Below are 17,902 nucleotides of genomic sequence, written 5' to 3' on the forward strand. Positions count from 1 at the left end.
TCCATAGAGTGTTGTCCGAGGCCAATTACTTGTTGTGCGGTGCGCACGCCATGCTGCTGACCTGCGCCTTCCTCGCGTGGCCGTGGATGGCTCGTCGGCTCCGCCTGCCGCGGAGCACCTGGGTGCTGTTGCTCACGCTCACCGGTGTCGCTGCCGCGGCCAACATCGCCTGCGCGCTCTTGCTGAACCGTCAGGGCCACTGGCTCGGTGCCGTGGTGGTGGGCCTGTCGTGCCTGGCCGTCGGGGTGTGGCCCGGGCTCGTCCTGCGACGCATGATTCCGACCGGCGCGGTCTCCGCCGAGCGTCGGGTGCTGGCGGTCGGCGCGCACCCGGATGATCTCGAACTCGCCTGCGGCGCAACGCTTGCCAAGTTGGTCGACACCGGTCACGAGGTGCACGGGCTGGTGATGAGTCACGGACAGCGCGGGGGCCACGGAGAGGTGCGCGGCACTGAGGCTCGCCGTGGTGCCGATGCGATCGGCATGCGCAGCATCGAGGTGCTCGACCTGCCTGACACCCAGCTCGCGGAGACCGGGGATGCAATGGTGCGCGCGATCGAGGACGCGGTGCGGCGCTACAACCCCGACATGATCCTGACGCACTCGGCTAACGACCATCACCAGGACCACAGCGCCGTCCACCTTGCGACGCTCCGCGCAGCACGGCGGCATTCCTCCATCCTGTGTTACGAATCTCCCTCTGCCACACGCAATTTCGACCCGAGCGTGTTTGTCGACGTCACCGACCACCTGCCGTCCAAGCTGCACGCGGTCCGGCAGCACCGGGACCAGGCCGGTAAGCCCTACATGACGGGGGATCGGCTCACGTCGGTCGCGGCCTTCCGTGGTGCGCAGGCGCGCCGGCCACTCGCGGAAGGGTTCGAAGTCGTCCGGTTTGTCGGGCTCGACGGAGAGGAGATCCGATGAAGCTACTCGTCACCGGTGCCGGCGGCCCCGCCGGCAGCTCCCTCATCCGACAACTCACCGACCGCGGTCTGCCGGTTGTGGGCGTCGACATGCGACCGGTCAGCGAATCGACGGCGCAGGCGACGTATGTCGTGCCGCCGGCGACCGATCCAGCGATGCTCGTGGAGTTGCGGCGGATCATCCGAGCAGACGGACTGAGCACCCTCATCCCGACGGTCAGTGAGGAGCTGCCCCAGATCGCCGCCGCCCGAGCAGCCTTCGATGACACTCGCGTCGTGGTCGCCGGTCCCGGTCCGGTCAGCATCGCCAACGACAAGCTCTTCACCGCATGGCATTTGCAGGCGCGCGGGATCAGCGTCCCGCCCTTCGGTGCGTGCGAGGAATTCGTCGATGCCGCAGCTGCTTTCGAGTGGTTGGGCGGGCCGCTGGTCGTCAAGCCGCGGGTTTCTCGCGGCGGTCGTGACGTGATCGTGGTCGACCGACCGGAGGACATCGACTGGTCGCAAGTGCCGTCATACAGCTTGGTGCAGCGGTTCGCTCCCGGCACCGAATACTCGCCGGTGGTCTACCGCCCCGAGCCGGGCTCGGCGGCCCGCGCGATCGTCACCGTCCTGGAGAAGACCGGACTCGCCGCCGGCCGGGTCGGCAACGCCACCCAGGTGCGGCGCCTGCCCGACGGGCAGGAGCCGGATGTCGCTCGGCTCGCCGTCGCGGCGGTGCGCGCCCTGGGCCTCGTCGGCCCGGTCGATCTTGACATCCGGCGCGCGGAGGACGGCACTCCGCAGGTGCTCGAGGTGAACGCGCGGTTCGGCGCCAACAGTGCCGCGGTGCCAGAGCTCGTCGACGAGATGCTGGTGGGCGCGGGGTACAGCGGCGCTCGCAGCGCGTCATGAGCCTGCCGGGCGGCGTCACCCACCGGCTCGCGAACGTCGCCCTGTGCGGCGGCTTCGCGCTCGCGGTCTTCGGCATCACAAAGCTGCTCTTCGTCCCGACTGCGCTTGGCTACGAGGCCGTGCGTGCGGCCCGGCTGCGTCGTCGGCGGGTGCGTTCCGGTGCCGCGGATTACTCACTGCTGGAACGGAATCCGCTCGTCTCGATCATCGTCCCGTCATACAACGAAGAACCGGTGCTGGGCAACTGCGTGCGCGCGATCCTGGGCGGCGACTACGAGAATCTGGAAATCATCCTGGTCGATGACGGTTCGACCGACCGGACAGCGGATATCGCCGCCGAACTCGCCGCACAGCATCCGCGGGTGCGGGCGATCAGCCAGGCGAACGCCGGTAAAGGCGCTGCGTTGAACGCAGGCATCGCGGCGTCGGCCGGTGACGTGCTGATGTTCGTCGATGCGGACGGGATCTTCGCCACGGACACCGTCCGACGGATGCTCGCCGCGTTCGTGAGTCCGACGGTGGGCGCGGTGTGCGGAGACGACCGCCCGGTCAACCTCGACCGCACTCAGACGCACCTGCTCGCGATCCTCAACCACGCAGGCACCGGCATGGTCCGCCGCGCGCTCCATCTCATGGGGTGCTTGCCGATCGTCTCCGGCAATATCGGTGCCTTCCCGCGTCACGTGATCGAGGAGGTCGGCACGTTCAACACCGAGACGATCGGGGAGGACCTCGAGCTGACCTGGCGGGTGCACCGGGGTGGGTATCGCGTCGCCTTCGAACCTCGCGCCGTGGTGTATGCCGAAGCGCCGTCCACCATCCGCAACCTGTGGCGTCAGCGCGTGCGGTGGTCGCGAGGACTGTTCCAAACCATGCGAATCCACCGGTCGATGATCGGCAACCCGCGTTATGGCACCTTCGGTCCCTACCTCGTCGTCAACACGCTCACGATGATCGTGGCGCCATTGGTGCAATTGGTCGTGCTGGCCTGCCTGCCGTTCGCCGTCGCCGATGGCACCACGGCGCGGCTCAGCCTGACCACCTGGGCGCTCATCGGCTGGCTCGGGCTGACGACCTCGATCGCCGTGGTGGTCTTGTCCACGGCTCTCAACGGGTCTTTGCGCGACCTGCGGTTCGCCTGGACCCTGCTGTTGTGGCCGCTGTATTCGACCGGGATGGCGCTGGTCGTGGTCACCGGACTGTGGCAGGAGCTGCGCGGGCAGCAAGCGTCCTGGAACAAGATGACCCGCACCGGGGTGGTCAGTGCCACCGCGGTCCGGACACTCGCCGACGGTGCAGCCGTGCCCGGGGCGACGGCGGGAGCAGCTGCCGGGACCGCTCCTCGCGCCGACGAGCGCGTCGCGCCGCCCAACGTGCGCCACGAACGCACGGCGCGCTTCGTCAGGTCGCGTGGCCGCCGCAACCGACACCTCGCGCTGGGTATGACGTTCGCGGTGGCAGCGACCGTCGCCCTGTCCGGGACCGCGTGGGCCGCCATGATCGGTCTGGCTGGTGCCGACCCACTGCCGTCCCGGTCGGCGACGGCACAGAACGGCGTCACGATCAAGAGCGTCGATGTCCTCCCGGATGGGCCGGTTTCCTTCTGGGACACCGTGGTTGTGTCGTTCGACCTGGACGTCCGGGGCAGTGGCACGGTCTCCTGGCCGAGCTGGCTGCACCTGCAGGAAGGCCGGCGCACGGTGACCGATGCAAGCGGGTCGCCGGCGGCCGACCTGACCGTCTCGTCGGGCCGGCTGCGGGTGAGCACGACCGGACCGGCCCGGCTGCGCACCCGGGTCAACCTGGTCGGTTCGGTGGACGGCGCAGCCGGCCCGGTCGGCAACACCCGGATGGTGTTTACCGGCGCGAACGCCGTCAGCACGCCGATCCGGGTGGTGCGGGGTGAGGCCACCGACCGCACGCGCACGGTGCTGTCCGGCGGCTGGACCGACCCCGCCGTGCAGGACCGCACCGCGGCGTCGGGATCCCTCCAGTGGAACCTGCAGTCGGCCACGGGCCAAGCGTTACACGCCACGGTGCGATCGGCACCCGGGCACCGAATCGACTGTGCCAGTGTGCGTTTCGACGTCGGTGTGCCAGTCGGCAGGTATGCAGTCCTTGGGTCGACGCAGCCGCTGTCAGGGTCCACCGCAACGCTCAGCTGCGGATCGGCCGGCCTGGTCCTCAGCAGTTCCGCGACTGCTGGGAAAGTCGTCCGGGCGACGTTTGCGTCGACGCCTACGAGACGGCAGTCGAGCTATCGGATCTCCGCGTCGGAGCCGGGCCGGCCCCAGGCGTTGACCGCGCAGGCAAGGGTCGGCCGGTTCGCCGTGCCCGCGACGGCCGGAGACCCCGAGCAAATGTCGGGATCGATTGCGCACCAAAGCGATCGGACCGGCGGGGGCGCATCGTCCCTCATGGTGCTCGGCGGGATGATCGCGATGACCGGCGCCGGCTCGGCATACCTTCGGGTGCGCCGATTCACCGCAGCGCGGCGGACGGGCTGATGCCGGTCGGCTAGTCGACCGGGAGCGGGCGCGCCCGACGATGCGGGTCCGGCACCGGCACTGCGGCCAGCAGCGCACGGGTGTAGTCCTCCTGCGGGTCGGCGTATACCTGCTCCACTCTGCCGGTCTCGACGATCCGGCCCGCACGCATCACCGCGACCCGATCGGCGATGCCACGGACCACCGCCAGGTCGTGCGACACGATCAGCAGTGCGAGGCCACGGTCCTGTTGCAGCTCGTCCAGCAGCGACAGGATCTGAGCACGGATCGACACGTCGAGCGCCGAGACCGGCTCGTCGGCAATGATCATCCGCGGCCCGGTCGCGAGAGCCCTGGCGATGCCGATCCGTTGCCGCTGACCTCCGGAGAACTGGTGGGGGTAGCGATTGAGCTGCTCCGGCGACAAGCCCACGGACGTGATCAGGGACGCCAGCGTCTTCTCGTCCCTTGGCAGGCCCTGGTTGCGCAGCGGTGCAGCGATGATCCGGCCCACCGTCTGTCGCGGATTGAGCGAGGTGTACGGGTCCTGGAACACCACCCCCAGCTCGCGGCGCAGCGTGCGCAACCCCCGACCGTGCGCGCGGGTGATGTCCTCTCCGTCCCACCGCACGGTGCCCGACGTCGGGTCGAGCAGGCGCAGCGCTATCCGGCTCAACGTCGACTTGCCAGATCCGGATTCGCCTACCAGGGCGACGGTTTCGCCCGGCTTCACGTCGAGAGTCACCTCATCGACGGCATGGGTGACCGACGGCGGAGCGAACGGCGTGGACCGGCCGCGGAACGTCTTGCTCACCTGCTCAAGGCTCAGCAAGGGCTCAGACATGAGGTAGCTCCTGCTCTGCGGTGAAATGGCAGGCAGCCCGGTGCAGTGCGCTGCCCGGGCGCGGTGTCAGATGCGGGTCGACGGTCTGGCACGCCTCGCCGACCTGTTCGGCGAACGGGCACCGTGGATGGAACGCACACCCGGTGGGTCGGTTCGCGCCCGACGCCGGCACCCCCGGTATGGCGGCGAGCCGCCGCGACGGAGCGTCCAGGTTGGGAGTGGCCTGTAGCAGGGCACGGGTGTAGGGGTGCGCCGTGTGGTCGAAAACGTCCAGGACAGTGCCGGTTTCGACGATTCTGCCGGCATACATGACCGCAATGTCGTCGGCTGTCTCAGCGACCACTCCGAGGTCGTGAGTGATCAGGACCAGTGCCATGCCGAGGTCGTCGGTGAGCCCGGTCAGCAGGTCGAGCACCTGCTGCTGGACGGTGACGTCGAGTGCGGTCGTCGGCTCGTCCGCGATGAGCACGGTCGGGTTGTTGACGATCGCCGTTGCGATCATCGCGCGCTGGCGCATGCCACCGCTGAATTCGTGCGGGTAGTCGTCGACTCGACGCTCGGGATCACGGATGCCGACCCGGTCCAGCACCTCGACTGCTCGCTTGCGCGCCGCCGTCTTGTCGACCCGGTGGTGCAACCGATAGGCGTCGGAGATCTGCCTGCCGATCGTGCGGTAGGGGTTGAGGGCTGCCAAGGCGTCCTGGAAGACCATGGCAATGCTGCTGCCCCGCAACGGAACCCGCTGAGACTCGGCAGCCGTGACCAGGTCGACACCGGCGACGGTCGCGCTGCCGGTCACCTCCGCGGAACCGGGCAGGAGGCCGATCGAGGCGAGCGCGGTGGCCGACTTGCCGGACCCCGACTCGCCGACGATCGCCAGGACCCGCCCGGGGTGCACGTCGAGATCGACACCGTCGACGGCGCGCACCGGGTGCGCGCCGCCGAAGGTGACGGTCAGATCGCGCAGCCGAAGTGCCGGCTCGACGGACGTTCTCGGCTCAGCCACGGCGCACCCTCGGGTCGATGAAGCCCTGCACGATATCCACGATCAAGTTGCCGACGATGATCAGCGCCGCGCCGAAAAGTGCTGTGCCGACGACGATCCCGAGGTCGTGCGACGACACGCCGCCGAGCAGCAGGTCACCGATACCGTGCATGCTGAAGACCTTCTCGGTGAAGATCGTGCCGCCGAGCATGAGGGCCAGATCGATGCCGAATAAGGTCGTCACGGGCACCCAGACGCTGCGGCGGGCGGTCCGCCGGACCCGTCGGGCGGATGCGCCGGTGGCGCGCTCAGCGAGCAGATAGTCCGAACCGAGTTCGTCCAGCATCTGGTTACGTGCGTACCGCGCGTAGGCGGCGCCGTTGATCAGCCCGAGCACGCACCACGGCAGGATGAGATGCCACGCCCAGTCGACGGGGCTCTCGGACAGCGGCACGTAGCCGGACACCGGCACCATGTTGAGCTGGAAGCCGAAGACGAGAATCGCCAGCAATCCCAGCAGGTATGCCGGCATCGCGACCAACAGCAAGGAGCCGCCGCGCACCAGGCCGTCCAGCACCCCGCCGCGGAACCTGGCGGCGAGCGGGCCGAGCGTCATACCGACGATGAGCGAGACGACCGCGCCGCCGATGGCGATGGAGGCGGTGATCGGCAACCGCGACCAGATCAGGCTGGTGACCGACTGGCGCTGATCGAAGGAGAAGCCGAAGCACGGCGCCGCGCAGCGGGCTGCTTCGGCACCGGTGCCGTAGGTGCGGCCGACGAAGAGTCCCTTGACGAAATCGACCCATTGCACGACCGCGCTCTTGTCGGTGCCCATGAATTGTTTGATCTGCGAGAGGCGTTCGGGCTGACAGGGCTTGCCGCACAGCACCCGGGCGGGGTCGGACGGCCCGCTGTAGAACAGCAGGTAAACGCAGAACGAGATCGCGAGCAAGACCACGACCGACGCGGCGAGGCGGCGCGCGAGGTACCACGCCATCAGCGACCACTCTCCGTGCGGACGTCGAACGCGTCGCGCAGGGCGTCGCCGAGCAGGGTCGCGCCCAGGATGATCAGCAGCAGCGCGATCGACGGGAAGATCAGGTAACCGGCGTCGGCTCCGGTGTAGGTCCACGTGATCGATTGCCCGATCAACACGCCGAGGTCGGGTGAGCTGGGGTCGAGGCCGACGCCGAGGAAACTCAGGCCGGCCGAGACCGCGACCGTCGCGGGGAAGCTCAGCGCCACGACCACGGCGAGGGTGCCGACCAGGTTGGGCAGCAACTCGCTGACGAAGACGCGGCGCAGGGGAGTGCCGGAAGCCCTTGCCGCGTCGATGAATTCGCGAGCGGCCAACTGCCGGGTCTGGGTATGGATGAGCCGCGCGGTGCTTACCCAACCGAAGGCGGCGAGCACGACGGTGAGCACCACCGGTTTGGGGATGCTGGACGGCACGATGAGCTGCAGGGCGATGAGGAACAGCAGGGTCGGAAAGCCGAACATGAAGTCGACGAAGCGACCGAGCACCGCCTCGAACCATCCACCGAGGTAGCCCATCGCCATTCCGATCGTGGCGCCGATGATGACGGAGATGACCGTCGCCGCAATCGCGATGATCACCGTCGTGCGGATGCCGTAGACGACGAGCGCGAAGAGATCACGCCCGGTGCCCGGCTCGACCCCGAACCAGTGTGTGCCGCTCACCCCGCCGAAACTGCCGAACGGGTTGCCGCCGTTGTTGCCGTCGACCAGATCGCCGTTGAAGGCGTGCGGGTCCTGACCTTCCAGGGCAGCGAGCAGCGGGGCGCACAAACCGGCGAGCAGCACCAGCAGCAGGATCGCCGCGCCGAGCCGGCCACCGAAGGAGCGAGCGGTGCGGCGCAGCGCCAGCGACAGCGGCGAGCGCGCGCGGGCGACCGCCGCCGTCACTTGCGCAGGCCCTGGATCAACACGTTGGGGTAGGTGGGGAACGTCGGGATGTAGGTGTTCGTCACGTTGCTGCCGTTGAGGTAGGCCTGGTGGGAGTAGTAGAGCGGAACGACCGGCGCCTGCTGCAGGATCTGCTGGTCGATCTTGGCCCACGCCTTGGCGGCCTCGTCGGCATTGGTCAGCGCGGTCGCGTCCACGATCGCCTTGTCGACGGCCGGATCCTTGAACTTCGACAGGTTGAAGTTGCCGCCGCCGACCTGGCTCGCGGCGAATACCGGTTGGAGTTGCGCGTACGCGCCTGGGTAATCGGCCTGCCAGCCGGAGATGGTCAGGTCGAAGTTGTTGCTCTGCGACACCGTCGCCTGCCAGGCGTCACTGTCCTGGCCGGTCAGCTTGACGTTGACGCCGAGCTTCTTCAGGTCGGCCTGGATCGAGGCCGCCTGCTGTGCCTGACCTGGGCTGGTCGAGTCGTATACCAGGCTCAGGGTGGGCAGTTTGACGCCGCCGAGCAACTGCTTGGCCTTGGCGGTGTCACCGGTCGCCGGCGCCTTGTAGAGGTCGTATTCCTGGTAGCCCTGCACGCCCGGCGGGATGAGCGTGGTGGAGATCGCACCGCCATACGTTGGTCCGCCCGCGATGGTCTGCAGCGACTGCTTGTTGATCGCGTATTGGAATGCCTTGCGCACGGTGAGGTTCGACAGCCCGGGCCGGCTGGTGTTGAGGATGAGGTATTCGGCGGCGCCGGAGGGCGACACGGTGGTGCGGGCCTTGACCGACGGGTCGGCGTTGATCTTGGGCACGATGGCGCTGGTCACCTGCACGCCGGCGCCGTTCTTGTCATTGCCCTGGTCGTCCACCATCCGCTGCGCCAACGTGTCGGGGTCGAGGCCCATCTCGTAGGTGATCGTGTCGGGTGCCCCAAGGCGCACCGGGTCAGTATCCTTCTGCCAGTTGGGGTTTCGCTTGAGGGTCACCTTCGATCCGACCGTGTATGACGCAACTTGGTACGGCCCCGACGACGGCGGAGTGCGGTCGTACGCCGGGATGCCCATGCCCTTGCCGACGGGGATGGGGGCGAACGCGGGCATCGAGGCGACCCATGGGAAGTCGGCGAACGCCTTGTTCAGGTGGAACACGACCGTGGAGGCGTCCGGTGTCTGGATCGAGTCGAGGTGCTTGCCCTTGGCCGGGCCCTGGTAGCCCTCACCGCCGACGAGCAGCGCCTTGTGGTAGCTCAGTCCGCCCTGCAGCTGCGGATCGAAACTGCGCTCCACGCCGAACTTGATGTCCTGCGCGGTGATCGCCCCTCCGTCGGCGTACTTCAGCCCGCTCTTGAGTTTGAAGGTCCAGGTTTTTCCGCCGTCGGACGCGGTGCCGGTGTTGGTTGCCAGGTCAGGGGCGAGCTCGGTGTTGCCGGTCGGGGAGGTCTTCCAGGTGGTCAGGCCCCGGGCGAGCAGGTGGATCGTGCTGGTGCCGAGGTTCTGGCTCTTCGCCGGGTCGAAGTGGATCTCCTTGCTGGAGGTGTACTCCAAGAGTGTGCCGCCCTGTTTCGGGGCCGCCGCAGCGCCGCCGCCCGCGCTCGCTGAGCCCGAATTCGTAGCGTTGCCGCGGGAGTTGGCGTTGCATGAGGTCAGCGCGATGGCTCCGACCAGAGTGCTTGCTGCGATCAGGGCGGAACGACGACGAAGCATGACGGCCTTTCTTTTAAAATCACATGTAATTATGTGGATCCTAAGGGTCGCTTATGACCACCCTTCGCCCGGGTACGTTCGGACCCGCGTGGGCTCCGGGCCGGTCCATCATTCCGCGGATCGGCTGCCGGCGACGGGTTGGGGCGGGTTAACCTTGCGCGGCCGGTGTCAGGGCCGGACCGCGAACGAGAGGCGGACAACAACGTGGGGAAAGCGACGGTCGACCCGACCTCGGCTGCCTTCTGGCGCGGCCGCGAGGTCGCCATCGCCGCGGTCGCCGGCGTGCTCGGCTCGATCGCGGTCTTCAGCAAGGTGCCGGGAACGACCTCACGATTTCTGGGCACCCAGTCGATCGGTTCACTGCTGGCTGCGGCGTGCTTCGGATACGTCACCCTGATCGCGCTGCGCCGCGTTCGTCGGTTCGTATGGCGCTGGGCGCTTCCCGTCGGAGCCTTCCTGGCACTGTTGCAGGTGCTCGGCGCATCGCTCGCGGTCCGGGACGACCTGCCGTTCCGCCGGTTGGCGGACTGGCAGGGCCCACTACAGGCCGTGATCTGGGTCGGTTTCGCAGCGGTGTTCGCGACCGCGCTCGCCGTGATCTGGGAAGTGGCGCTTCGGTCGGTCGCGCCGGGCCGGGCCGACCCGCGCCCTGCCGGCGCGAGCTGGGCAGGGCGCTTCCTGACCGCCATACGACAGGTGCGCCGTGGGCCGGTTGCCGCCTTGTTCGGCGTCATGCTCGCAGCGCGGCTGCCGGCATTCGCCGTCTGGTTTCCCGGCGTGGTGCCGTTCGACACTTTCCGCAGCTACGCCTATGTGCGCGGCACGTCGCCTTGGGATGCCTACGAGCCGGTCGGTCACACGATGCTGACCTGGCTGTATGACCGGATCGGCACCGCGCTGGGCATGGGTGACACCGGGAAGGTCGCCATCGCGGTCGCCGTGCAGATCCTGCTGATGGCCGGCGCCTTCACCTTCCTGCTGGTCCGGATCGCCGTCTGGGGCGTCCCGCGGATCGTGTGGTGGTCGTCGGCGGCCTTCCTGGGGTTGTTCCCGATCTTCGGCATTTTCGCGGTGACCGAGCTCAAGGACGTGCCCTTCGCCCTCGCCCTGCTCGTCTTCGTGGTCGCGATCGGCGAGATCGCTGTGCGCCGTACCAGCGCCCGGTGGCCGTGGGTCACGATGGCTGTCGCGCAGATCGTCGCAATCCTGATGCGCAACAACGGTATTCACGTCGTGCTGCTCAGCCTCGCGGTCTTGCTGGTGGCGCTGCGTGGGCAGCGAATGCGGGTGCTGGTGGTCGGCGTCGTCGCGGCGGTCGCCTACGTGATCTACGTCGGCCCGGTCTACTCGGCGATCGGTGTCGGCCCGGACCGCACCGTCGAGACATTGTCGGTGCCGATCCAGCAGGTCGCGCGCATCGCCAAGGCATCGGGTGAGTCGTTCACCCCAGCCGAACGCCGGTATGTCGCAGAGAATTTCGACGGAGTTACGCCCGAACAGCTGGGCAAGGTGTATGACGCAGGCGTCGCCGACAAGCCGAAGGATCTCGCGCTGCAGTCGTGGGACCGGCACGGTACGGGCGAATTCCTCAGCGGCTGGTTGCGGCTGGCCGCGGCGCATCCGACCACCGCAGGGACAGCCACGCTCGCCGGGACCGTGGGCTATTGGTATCCGGATGCTCCGCTGCGGGACGTGACCTACACCTGGTCGCGCAACGACATCCGCGGGGTGCACCTCGACATCCCCTCAGGGCCGCCGAAGCCGGGCTTGCGGCGAGAGTTGGTCGACGCCAGCCTGCTCGCCCCGGACAAGGCCAACCAGCGCCGAGGCATGGTCACTCCGCCTGGCTACCTCGGCCCGGAGTTCCGCACGATCCCGGTGCTCGGTCAGCTCGTCTCGCCGGGGCTGATGGCCTGGGCCTGGCTGGTCGCGGCCATCGGCCTCGTGATCACCGGTCTACGTCGCCGGCTCGCCGTGGTGGTGCCGGTCTTGATGCTCTACCTGACTGTGCTGGCATGTCCGGTGTCGGGATCGATCCGCTACACGCTGTTGCTCTTCGTCGCTGCACCGCTCACCGCCGCCATCCTCACCGCGCCGGCCGAGGCCCGGCCGGCGCACGAACGGGTCGATCAGTCCGCCGGCTGATAGCCGATCACGGCCTTGGTCTCGACGAAATCGTCGAACGCCTTGTCGCCCCACTCGCGCCCGTTGCCCGACTGTTTGTAGCCACCGAACGGTGCGGTGAAGTCGACCGGAGTGCTGTTGAGGTTGACCTGGCCGGCCCGCAGACGGGAGGCGACCGTGCGCACCTGGTCCAGATCCGACCCGGTGACGTAGGCGGCCAGCCCGTAGTCGGTGTCGTTGCCGATCTCGACGGCCTCGTCGACCGACTCGTAGGGCAGGATCGACAGCACCGGGCCGAAGATCTCCTCACGGGCAATCGTCATCTCGTTGTTCACGTTGGCGAAAACCGTTGGCTTCGCGAAGAATCCGGCGTCGATGCCGTCGGGTCGCCCGGTGCCGCCGGCAACCAGCGTGGCGCCCTCGTCGATGCCCTGCTGGATCAGCCCCTGCACCTTGTCGAATTGCGCCTGCGAGGCGAGCGGTCCCATCTTCACCTCGCCGGTCGGGTCGCCGACGGTGACCTTCTCGGCGGCGTCCTTGGCGATATCCATCGCCTCCTGCATCCGATGTGCCGGCACGAGCATCCGGGTCGGTGCGTTGCACGACTGCCCGGTGTTCTGCATCACCGATGCGACGCCGAGCTTCACCCCGCGGGCAAAGCTGTCGTCATCGAGGATGATGTTGGGGCTCTTGCCGCCGAGCTCCTGATGCACTCGCTTGACGGTCGGCGCAGCCGCCTCGGCCACCGCGACACCGGCGCGGGTGGATCCGGTGATGCTGATCATGTCGACCTGCGGGTGCGCCGCCAAGGCCGCGCCAACCGTCGGTCCGTCGCCACCGAGCAGGTTGAAGACACCGGCGGGAACGCCTGCCGCATCGAGGATCTCGGCAAAGATGTATGCCGTGAACGGTGCCACCTCGGACGGCTTCAGCACCATGGTGCAGCCGGTCGCCAGAGCCGGGGCGACCTTCGCGGTGATCTGGTTGAGCGGCCAGTTCCACGGGGTGATGAACGCACACACCCCGATCGGCTCGCGCACCAGCAGCGTGCCGCCGCGCTGCTCCTCGAAGGGATAGCTGCGCAGCGCCTCGCGTGCCGTCGCGAGGTGGGCGTGCCCCATCGCGACCTGTGCATTCTTGGCGAGTTTGGCGGGTGCGCCCATCTCCTCCGTCACGGCTGCCGCGAGATCGCCTGCACGCCGGTCATATTCGGCGACGATCGCGTCGAGCACGTCGCCGCGCTCAGCGACCGAGGTCGTCGACCACGAGCCGAACGCCTTGCGCGCGGCGGCGACGGCCTTGTCAACGTCGGCGCTGTCGCCGAGTGCGATGTGCCCGGCGACCTGCTCGGTGGTCGGATTGACGACGTCGAAGCTGTTGGGCTGGTCGGGTGCGACCCACGCACCGTCGATGTAGAACTTGTCGTACTCACGCATCGGGCGAAGTCATCTCCTCGGGAAGCCGGGTGTCGCCGGTCACATGGGCGACGACTCCGAGCATATGGAGACCGGGCCGGTCGGTGCGGAACCACCGTCATACACCTGCTGGAGCTGGGCCTTGCGCAGCTTCCCTAGTGCCCGGTGGCAGCCCGACCGCACCGCACCCTCGCGGACGCCGAGAATGCGCGCGACGTCCTCGACCGACAGGTCCTCGAGGTAGCGCAACACGACCATCGCCCGCTGGACAGGAACACCGAATTGGTAGAGGCGTTCGACTGGGAGGTGTCGTAAAGCTTGTTGTGCGCGCCTTGGTACTCGAGCCCCGCAGGAAGCTGGCTGCCGTGCGGTAGGAGGTAGTCGCCGACGCCGGCAATCCGTTTGCCCTGGAACAGGTCCGAGAGGTCGACCGCTCCCGGCACGGTGCTGGACCCGGCGGGGGATGGGGTCGCCGGCGGGACGGTGCGTGTGGCACTCAGCGAGGTGCCCGGCGCTGCCGGGGTAGCCGCTCCGCCCGGGAGGCCCGTCACGATCACCGCTGCAGCGGACGCGATCACCCCGGTCGTGAGGAGACCACCGCCCGCAGCCGCGACGCGTCGGCGGCGCCGTTGCGCCCGTCCGACGCATCGGACACGCGCCAGCAACTCTGCCGCATCGCCGTCCGATGGCGGCAGTTCGGCATACGCCTCACGCAGTTGGTCTTCGAGTTCGGTGGTCATGACGCAATCCCCTGTCCCCGTGGCGATACTGGCAGTCCTTAGACGCGGTGGCCACGCGCCGGCGTCACGCGGGCCCGCCCTCGATTTGGTCGAGGCCGCCCTCGGCCCCTACTCTGGATGCACCGAAGACCGCCGGTTGCCACCCGCGCTCACGCGCGAGTGGTCGAAGGTTCCGCACGAAGCGGGCGACCAGCGCAGGTGAGCTAGGCAGCACGGCCCCGTCATACCTGATGTATGCCGGCAGGTCGATCACGTGAGCCCCGCGCATCTGCGCCGGGGCTCTTTTCGTTGCGGCGCGCTTCTCCCGGTGACCCTCGGGCCAACATTCACCGATCAAGGAGGTCCGCATGGCCAAGTCCGACAAGTCGGCAGCCATCGCCGAGCTCACGGACAAGTTCCGTGACTCGGGTGCGGCCGTGCTGACGGAGTACCGCGGTCTGTCCGTGGCTCAGCTCACCGAGCTGCGCAACTCCATCCGTGAGCACGCGACCTACACCGTGGTGAAGAACACGCTGACCAAGCGCGCCGCCGAGGCGGCCGGTGTGAGTGCCTTCGACGACGACCTGCAGGGTCCGTCGGCGATCGCGTTCGTCACCGGTGACCCGGTCGAGGCTGCGAAGGGACTGCGCGACTTCGCCAAGGCCAACCCCCTGTTGGTGATCAAGGGCGGCGTCATGGACGGCAAGTCCCTGACCTCGGACGAGATCACCAAGCTCGCGAGCCTCGAGTCCCGCGAGACCCTGCTCGCCAAGCTGGCCGGCGCGATGAACGCGTCGCTCAGCCAGGCGGTTTACCTCTTCGCCGCTCCGCTGTCGCAGACCGCTCGGGTCGTCGGCGCGTTGCGGGACAAGGTCGAGACCGAGGGCCCGGTTGCCACCGACGCCCCCGCCCCGGCCGCCGAAGAGACCGCTGCCGAGGCTCCGGCCGAGGCTGCCACCGACGTCGCCGAGGGTGGCGACGAGAACTGAGCCGTACGGCCCAGTTTGCTTGACAATCAACGCCACTCACGGCATATGGCGCCCGCGCCATACGAACACACGAAAGGTTGCCGACATGGCAAAGCTCAGCACCGAAGAGCTCCTTGAGGCCTTCAAGGAGATGACCCTGATCGAGCTCAGCGAGTTCGTCAAGGAGTTCGAGGACACCTTCAACGTCACCGCAGCCGCTCCGGTCGCCGTGGCTGCCCCCGGCGCTGCCGGTGGCGCCGCCGGTGGCGAGGCCGCCGAGGAGAAGTCGGAGTTCGACGTCATCCTCACCGCCGCCGGTGACAAGAAGATTCAGGTCATCAAGGAGGTCCGCGCGCTGACCTCCCTCGGCCTGAAGGAGGCCAAGGACCTGGTGGACGGCGCTCCGAAGCCGGTCCTGGAGAACGTCGACAAGGACGCGGCCGACAAGGCCAAGGAGCAGCTCGAGGGCGCCGGCGCGACCGTCGAGCTCAAGTGAGCTAACCCTCACCAGCTTCATCGAAGCGGGTCCGATCCCTCCCGGGGTCGGGCCCGCTTCTTCGTTGCCTGGTAACTCGATTGACGCCGCACCGCGCGGTGCCGCAATGTCGCCCGCCGTGGGCATGCACGAGGGCGAACTCGAGATCAGCACCGACCAGGTGAGGACCCTGGTGCGTGAGCAGTTTCCGCAGTGGGCCGCGTTGCCGGCCGAGCGGGTGGCCTCGACCGGGACGGTCAATGCGCTCTTCCGGCTCGGGAGCGAGCTCGTCGCCCGTCCGCCGCTGGTGCCGGACGACGACGCGGCCGCCGACCTCGACGCAGAGATCGATGCTGCCGCGCGCTTCGCCGATGCGACGACCGCAGCCACCCCTTCGCTGGTGGCCCGAGGGGAGCCGTCCGCGGCATACCCACTGCCCTGGTCGGTATGGCGCTGGATCCCGGGCCGTCCGGCCGGCGAGCAACTGAGTGGATCCGTCCAATTCGCCTCCCAGCTGGGGCATTTCGTGCGAGAGGTCCGGCTGATCGCGACCGACGGGCGACAGTTCGACGGTCGGGGGAGAGGCGGCGTCATTGCCGATCACGAGGAGTGGGTCGAACACTGCCTGGAGAAGAGCGTCGGCATCATCGACGTTGCCGCGCTCAGCGCCCTGTGGACCGGATTCCGGGCACTCCCGCGCGGTGACCAGCCAGACACCTGGACGCACAACGATCTGATGCCCGGCAACCTGCTTGTGCGGGACGGCGCGCTCGCGGGTGTCATCGACGTCGGACAGGCGGGGGTCGGCGACCCCGCGGTCGATCTGCAGCCTGCCTGGAACCTCTTCACCGCCGAGGCCCGGGACGCCTTCCGGGGTGCGGTCGGGGCGGACGATGCGCAGTGGGAGCGCGGTCGCGCGTGGGCTTTCGTCCAGGCGATGGGGTCGGTCTGGTACTACCGCGAGAGCAACCCGGCGATGGCGAGCCTCGCCCACCGGACCCTCACCGGGCTGCTCGAGAGCTCGTAAGGCCGCATTCAGTCAGACCGGGCCAACTCGTACCGCCATACCACGACTTGTCACGTGCTCTACCACGTGACAAGTCGCCCTAGGACGTGACAAGTCGGCAGCGTACGGACCAGTTCGGGCAAGTCGGGCGCCCACCACCCGCGAATCACTAAGCAAGCGCTTAGTCAGTGAGCTACGCTGGACCCGAAAGCCGCGCCGCCCACTACGAAAGGTCCCGTATCGCGATGCGCCTGCAACTGTCCGAGGAGGACGCTGCGTTCCAGCAGCAGATGCGTGAGTTCTTCACCACCAAGGTTCCGGCCGATCTGCGGGAGCGGTGGGCCGCCGGGGGTGAGCCGGCCGCCGACGACATCCGGCTTGCGCAGAAGACCCTGAACGACGCCGGTCTGGCCGTGCCGCACTGGCCCACCGAGTGGGGCGGTCAGGAGTGGAGCCAGTTGCAGCGGCACATCTACCTGCAGGAGATGCAGGCCGCGAGCGTGCCGCCGCCGCTCGCCTTCAACGCCAACATGGTCGGCCCGGTCATCGCCACCTTCGGATCGCAGGAGCAGAAGGAGCGCTTCCTGCCGGGCACCGCGAGCCTCGACATCTGGTGGTGCCAGGGCTTCTCCGAGCCCAACGCCGGATCCGACCTGGCGAGCCTGCGCACCTCCGCGGTCCTCGAGGGCGACGAGTGGGTCGTCAACGGCCAGAAGACGTGGACCACGCTCGGGCAGCACGCCGACTGGATCTTCGCTCTCGTGCGCACCGAGCCGGACGCACCGAAGAAGCAGATGGGCATCTCCTTCCTGCTGATCGACATGAAGACTCCCGGCATCACCGTGCGGCCAATCCAGCTGATCGACGGCGGACACGAGGTCAACGAGGTCTTCTTCGACAACGTGCGCGTGCCGGCCGACCAGCTGGTCGGCGAACGCGGCCAGGGCTGGACCATCGCCAAGTTCCTGCTCGGCAACGAGCGCGTCGGCGTCGCGCCGGTCGGCAGCATCAAGCGCAAGCTCGCCGATGCCAAGGCGTATGCCGCAGCGACCAAGTCCGGCGAGGGCACCCTGCTCGACGAACCTCTGGTCGCAGCGCGCCTGGCAGAGCTCGAATCCCAGGTCGCCGCACTGGAACTCACGGTCCTGCGCGTCGCGGGCAACTCCAAGGAGGGCAAGCCCGACCCCGCCTCCTCGATCCTGAAGCTGCGCGGCAGCCAGCTGCAGCAGGACGTGCTGGAGTTCATCGTCGACATCGCCGGCTCGGCATCCCTGGAGTGGGCGAGCACCAGCGACAGCGACGGCAGTGACCTGGCTACATGGACCGGCCATGCGACGCCGACCTACCTCAACTTCCGCAAGGCTTCCATCTACGGCGGCTCCAACGAGGTGCAGCGCAGCATCATCTCGTCGGGCATCCTCGGGCTGAAGGGCTGAGATAC

Annotated in this window: 16 protein-coding genes; 8 read left to right on the forward strand and 8 right to left on the reverse strand. The window is 68.3% G+C overall.

Going from position 1 to position 17,902, the window contains the following annotated elements; translation table 11 throughout:
- Nucleotides 1-8: 8 nt before the first annotated feature.
- Genes N2M23_RS12015 through N2M23_RS12025 form a run of 3 tightly spaced genes read left to right on the forward strand, consistent with a single transcriptional unit; the run spans nucleotide 9 to nucleotide 4,326 of the window.
- On the forward strand, nucleotides 9-926 hold the full coding sequence (locus tag N2M23_RS12015) for a PIG-L deacetylase family protein (protein ID WP_265445786.1): 918 nt from the start codon (nucleotides 9-11) through the stop codon (nucleotides 924-926).
- A complete protein-coding gene (locus N2M23_RS12020; RefSeq protein ID WP_265445788.1) occupies nucleotides 923-1,819 on the forward strand; it encodes an ATP-grasp domain-containing protein in 897 nt (298 codons plus the stop codon). Before N2M23_RS12015 ends, N2M23_RS12020 begins: the two co-directional genes overlap by 4 nt.
- Nucleotides 1,816-4,326: a glycosyltransferase family 2 protein gene (locus tag N2M23_RS12025; protein ID WP_265445790.1), complete on the forward strand. Its 2,511-nt coding sequence runs from the start codon at nucleotides 1,816-1,818 to the stop codon at nucleotides 4,324-4,326. Before N2M23_RS12020 ends, N2M23_RS12025 begins: the two co-directional genes overlap by 4 nt.
- 10 nt (nucleotides 4,327-4,336) lie before the next feature.
- On the opposite strand, the gene N2M23_RS12030 is transcribed toward N2M23_RS12025, so the two are convergent.
- The 5 genes from N2M23_RS12030 to N2M23_RS12050 are packed head-to-tail and all read right to left on the reverse strand — an operon-like array spanning nucleotide 4,337 to nucleotide 9,754.
- Nucleotides 4,337-5,149: an ATP-binding cassette domain-containing protein gene (locus tag N2M23_RS12030; RefSeq protein WP_265445791.1), complete on the reverse strand. Its 813-nt coding sequence runs from the start codon at nucleotides 5,147-5,149 to the stop codon at nucleotides 4,337-4,339.
- Nucleotides 5,142-6,155, reverse strand: a complete 1,014-nt coding sequence (locus N2M23_RS12035) for an ABC transporter ATP-binding protein (RefSeq protein WP_265445793.1) — start codon at nucleotides 6,153-6,155, stop codon at nucleotides 5,142-5,144. The genes N2M23_RS12030 and N2M23_RS12035 overlap by 8 nt, the downstream gene beginning before the upstream one ends.
- Nucleotides 6,148-7,134, reverse strand: coding sequence for an ABC transporter permease (locus N2M23_RS12040; RefSeq protein ID WP_265445795.1), 987 nt, complete (start codon nucleotides 7,132-7,134; stop codon nucleotides 6,148-6,150). Before N2M23_RS12040 ends, N2M23_RS12035 begins: the two co-directional genes overlap by 8 nt.
- On the reverse strand, nucleotides 7,134-8,063 hold the full coding sequence (locus N2M23_RS12045; protein ID WP_265445796.1) for an ABC transporter permease: 930 nt from the start codon (nucleotides 8,061-8,063) through the stop codon (nucleotides 7,134-7,136). The genes N2M23_RS12040 and N2M23_RS12045 overlap by 1 nt, the downstream gene beginning before the upstream one ends.
- Nucleotides 8,060-9,754: an ABC transporter substrate-binding protein gene (locus N2M23_RS12050; protein ID WP_265445798.1), complete on the reverse strand. Its 1,695-nt coding sequence runs from the start codon at nucleotides 9,752-9,754 to the stop codon at nucleotides 8,060-8,062. The genes N2M23_RS12045 and N2M23_RS12050 overlap by 4 nt, the downstream gene beginning before the upstream one ends.
- A gap of 165 nt (nucleotides 9,755-9,919) precedes the next feature.
- Here N2M23_RS12050 and N2M23_RS21000 point away from each other — a divergent pair, with 165 nt between their 5' ends.
- Nucleotides 9,920-11,899 (forward strand): DUF6020 family protein, encoded by a 1,980-nt coding sequence (locus N2M23_RS21000; protein WP_265445799.1) that lies wholly within the window; start codon nucleotides 9,920-9,922, stop codon nucleotides 11,897-11,899.
- Here the strand turns inward: N2M23_RS21000 and N2M23_RS12060 are convergent.
- From N2M23_RS12060 to N2M23_RS12070, 3 genes are all read right to left on the reverse strand, one after another.
- The gene (locus tag N2M23_RS12060) at nucleotides 11,884-13,314 is read right to left on the reverse strand and encodes an aldehyde dehydrogenase family protein (RefSeq protein ID WP_265445801.1); all 1,431 of its coding nucleotides are present in this window, start codon (nucleotides 13,312-13,314) and stop codon (nucleotides 11,884-11,886) included. The genes N2M23_RS21000 and N2M23_RS12060 overlap by 16 nt on opposite strands.
- A gap of 39 nt (nucleotides 13,315-13,353) precedes the next feature.
- On the reverse strand, nucleotides 13,354-13,941 hold the full coding sequence (locus N2M23_RS12065) for a sigma factor-like helix-turn-helix DNA-binding protein (RefSeq protein ID WP_265445803.1): 588 nt from the start codon (nucleotides 13,939-13,941) through the stop codon (nucleotides 13,354-13,356).
- A gap of 156 nt (nucleotides 13,942-14,097) precedes the next feature.
- A complete protein-coding gene (locus tag N2M23_RS12070; RefSeq protein WP_265445805.1) occupies nucleotides 14,098-14,382 on the reverse strand; it encodes a hypothetical protein in 285 nt (94 codons plus the stop codon).
- On the opposite strand from N2M23_RS12070, the gene rplJ reads away from it, so the two are divergent.
- From rplJ to N2M23_RS12090, 4 genes are all read left to right on the forward strand, one after another.
- Nucleotides 14,381-15,001 (forward strand): 50S ribosomal protein L10, encoded by a 621-nt coding sequence (rplJ, locus tag N2M23_RS12075; protein WP_265445806.1) that lies wholly within the window; start codon nucleotides 14,381-14,383, stop codon nucleotides 14,999-15,001. The two genes, N2M23_RS12070 and rplJ, sit on opposite strands and share 2 nt — an antisense overlap.
- A gap of 85 nt (nucleotides 15,002-15,086) precedes the next feature.
- Nucleotides 15,087-15,476: a 50S ribosomal protein L7/L12 gene (gene rplL / locus N2M23_RS12080; protein WP_265445807.1), complete on the forward strand. Its 390-nt coding sequence runs from the start codon at nucleotides 15,087-15,089 to the stop codon at nucleotides 15,474-15,476.
- A 106-nt stretch (nucleotides 15,477-15,582) separates the two neighbouring features.
- Nucleotides 15,583-16,482, forward strand: coding sequence for an aminoglycoside phosphotransferase family protein (locus N2M23_RS12085; protein WP_265445808.1), 900 nt, complete (start codon nucleotides 15,583-15,585; stop codon nucleotides 16,480-16,482).
- 224 nt (nucleotides 16,483-16,706) lie between these two features.
- Nucleotides 16,707-17,897, forward strand: coding sequence for an acyl-CoA dehydrogenase family protein (locus N2M23_RS12090; RefSeq protein ID WP_265445810.1), 1,191 nt, complete (start codon nucleotides 16,707-16,709; stop codon nucleotides 17,895-17,897).
- Nucleotides 17,898-17,902: the final 5 nt, after the last annotated feature.

The sequence above is a fragment of the Flexivirga meconopsidis genome, from assembly GCF_026162425.1.
Lineage (GTDB): Bacteria > Actinomycetota > Actinomycetes > Actinomycetales > Dermatophilaceae > Flexivirga > Flexivirga meconopsidis.

Excerpts from the sequence above, each read along its gene's own strand:
- N2M23_RS12020 (WP_265445788.1), top strand. The coding sequence starts at position 923 with ATGAAGCTACTCGTCACCGGTGCCGGCGGCCCCGCCGGCAGCTCCCTC.
- N2M23_RS12025 (WP_265445790.1), top strand. The coding sequence starts at position 1,816 with ATGAGCCTGCCGGGCGGCGTCACCCACCGGCTCGCGAACGTCGCCCTG.
- N2M23_RS12030 (WP_265445791.1), bottom strand. The coding sequence starts at position 5,149 with ATGTCTGAGCCCTTGCTGAGCCTTGAGCAGGTGAGCAAGACGTTCCGC.
- N2M23_RS12040 (WP_265445795.1), bottom strand. The coding sequence starts at position 7,134 with ATGGCGTGGTACCTCGCGCGCCGCCTCGCCGCGTCGGTCGTGGTCTTG.
- N2M23_RS12050 (WP_265445798.1), bottom strand. The coding sequence starts at position 9,754 with ATGCTTCGTCGTCGTTCCGCCCTGATCGCAGCAAGCACTCTGGTCGGA.
- N2M23_RS12060 (WP_265445801.1), bottom strand. The coding sequence starts at position 13,314 with ATGCGTGAGTACGACAAGTTCTACATCGACGGTGCGTGGGTCGCACCC.
- N2M23_RS12065 (WP_265445803.1), bottom strand. The coding sequence starts at position 13,941 with ATGCGTCGGACGGGCGCAACGGCGCCGCCGACGCGTCGCGGCTGCGGG.
- rplJ (WP_265445806.1), top strand. The coding sequence starts at position 14,381 with ATGGCCAAGTCCGACAAGTCGGCAGCCATCGCCGAGCTCACGGACAAG.
- N2M23_RS12070 (WP_265445805.1), bottom strand. The coding sequence starts at position 14,382 with ATGCGGACCTCCTTGATCGGTGAATGTTGGCCCGAGGGTCACCGGGAG.
- rplL (WP_265445807.1), top strand. The coding sequence starts at position 15,087 with ATGGCAAAGCTCAGCACCGAAGAGCTCCTTGAGGCCTTCAAGGAGATG.
- N2M23_RS12085 (WP_265445808.1), top strand. The coding sequence starts at position 15,583 with ATGTCGCCCGCCGTGGGCATGCACGAGGGCGAACTCGAGATCAGCACC.
- N2M23_RS12090 (WP_265445810.1), top strand. The coding sequence starts at position 16,707 with ATGCGCCTGCAACTGTCCGAGGAGGACGCTGCGTTCCAGCAGCAGATG.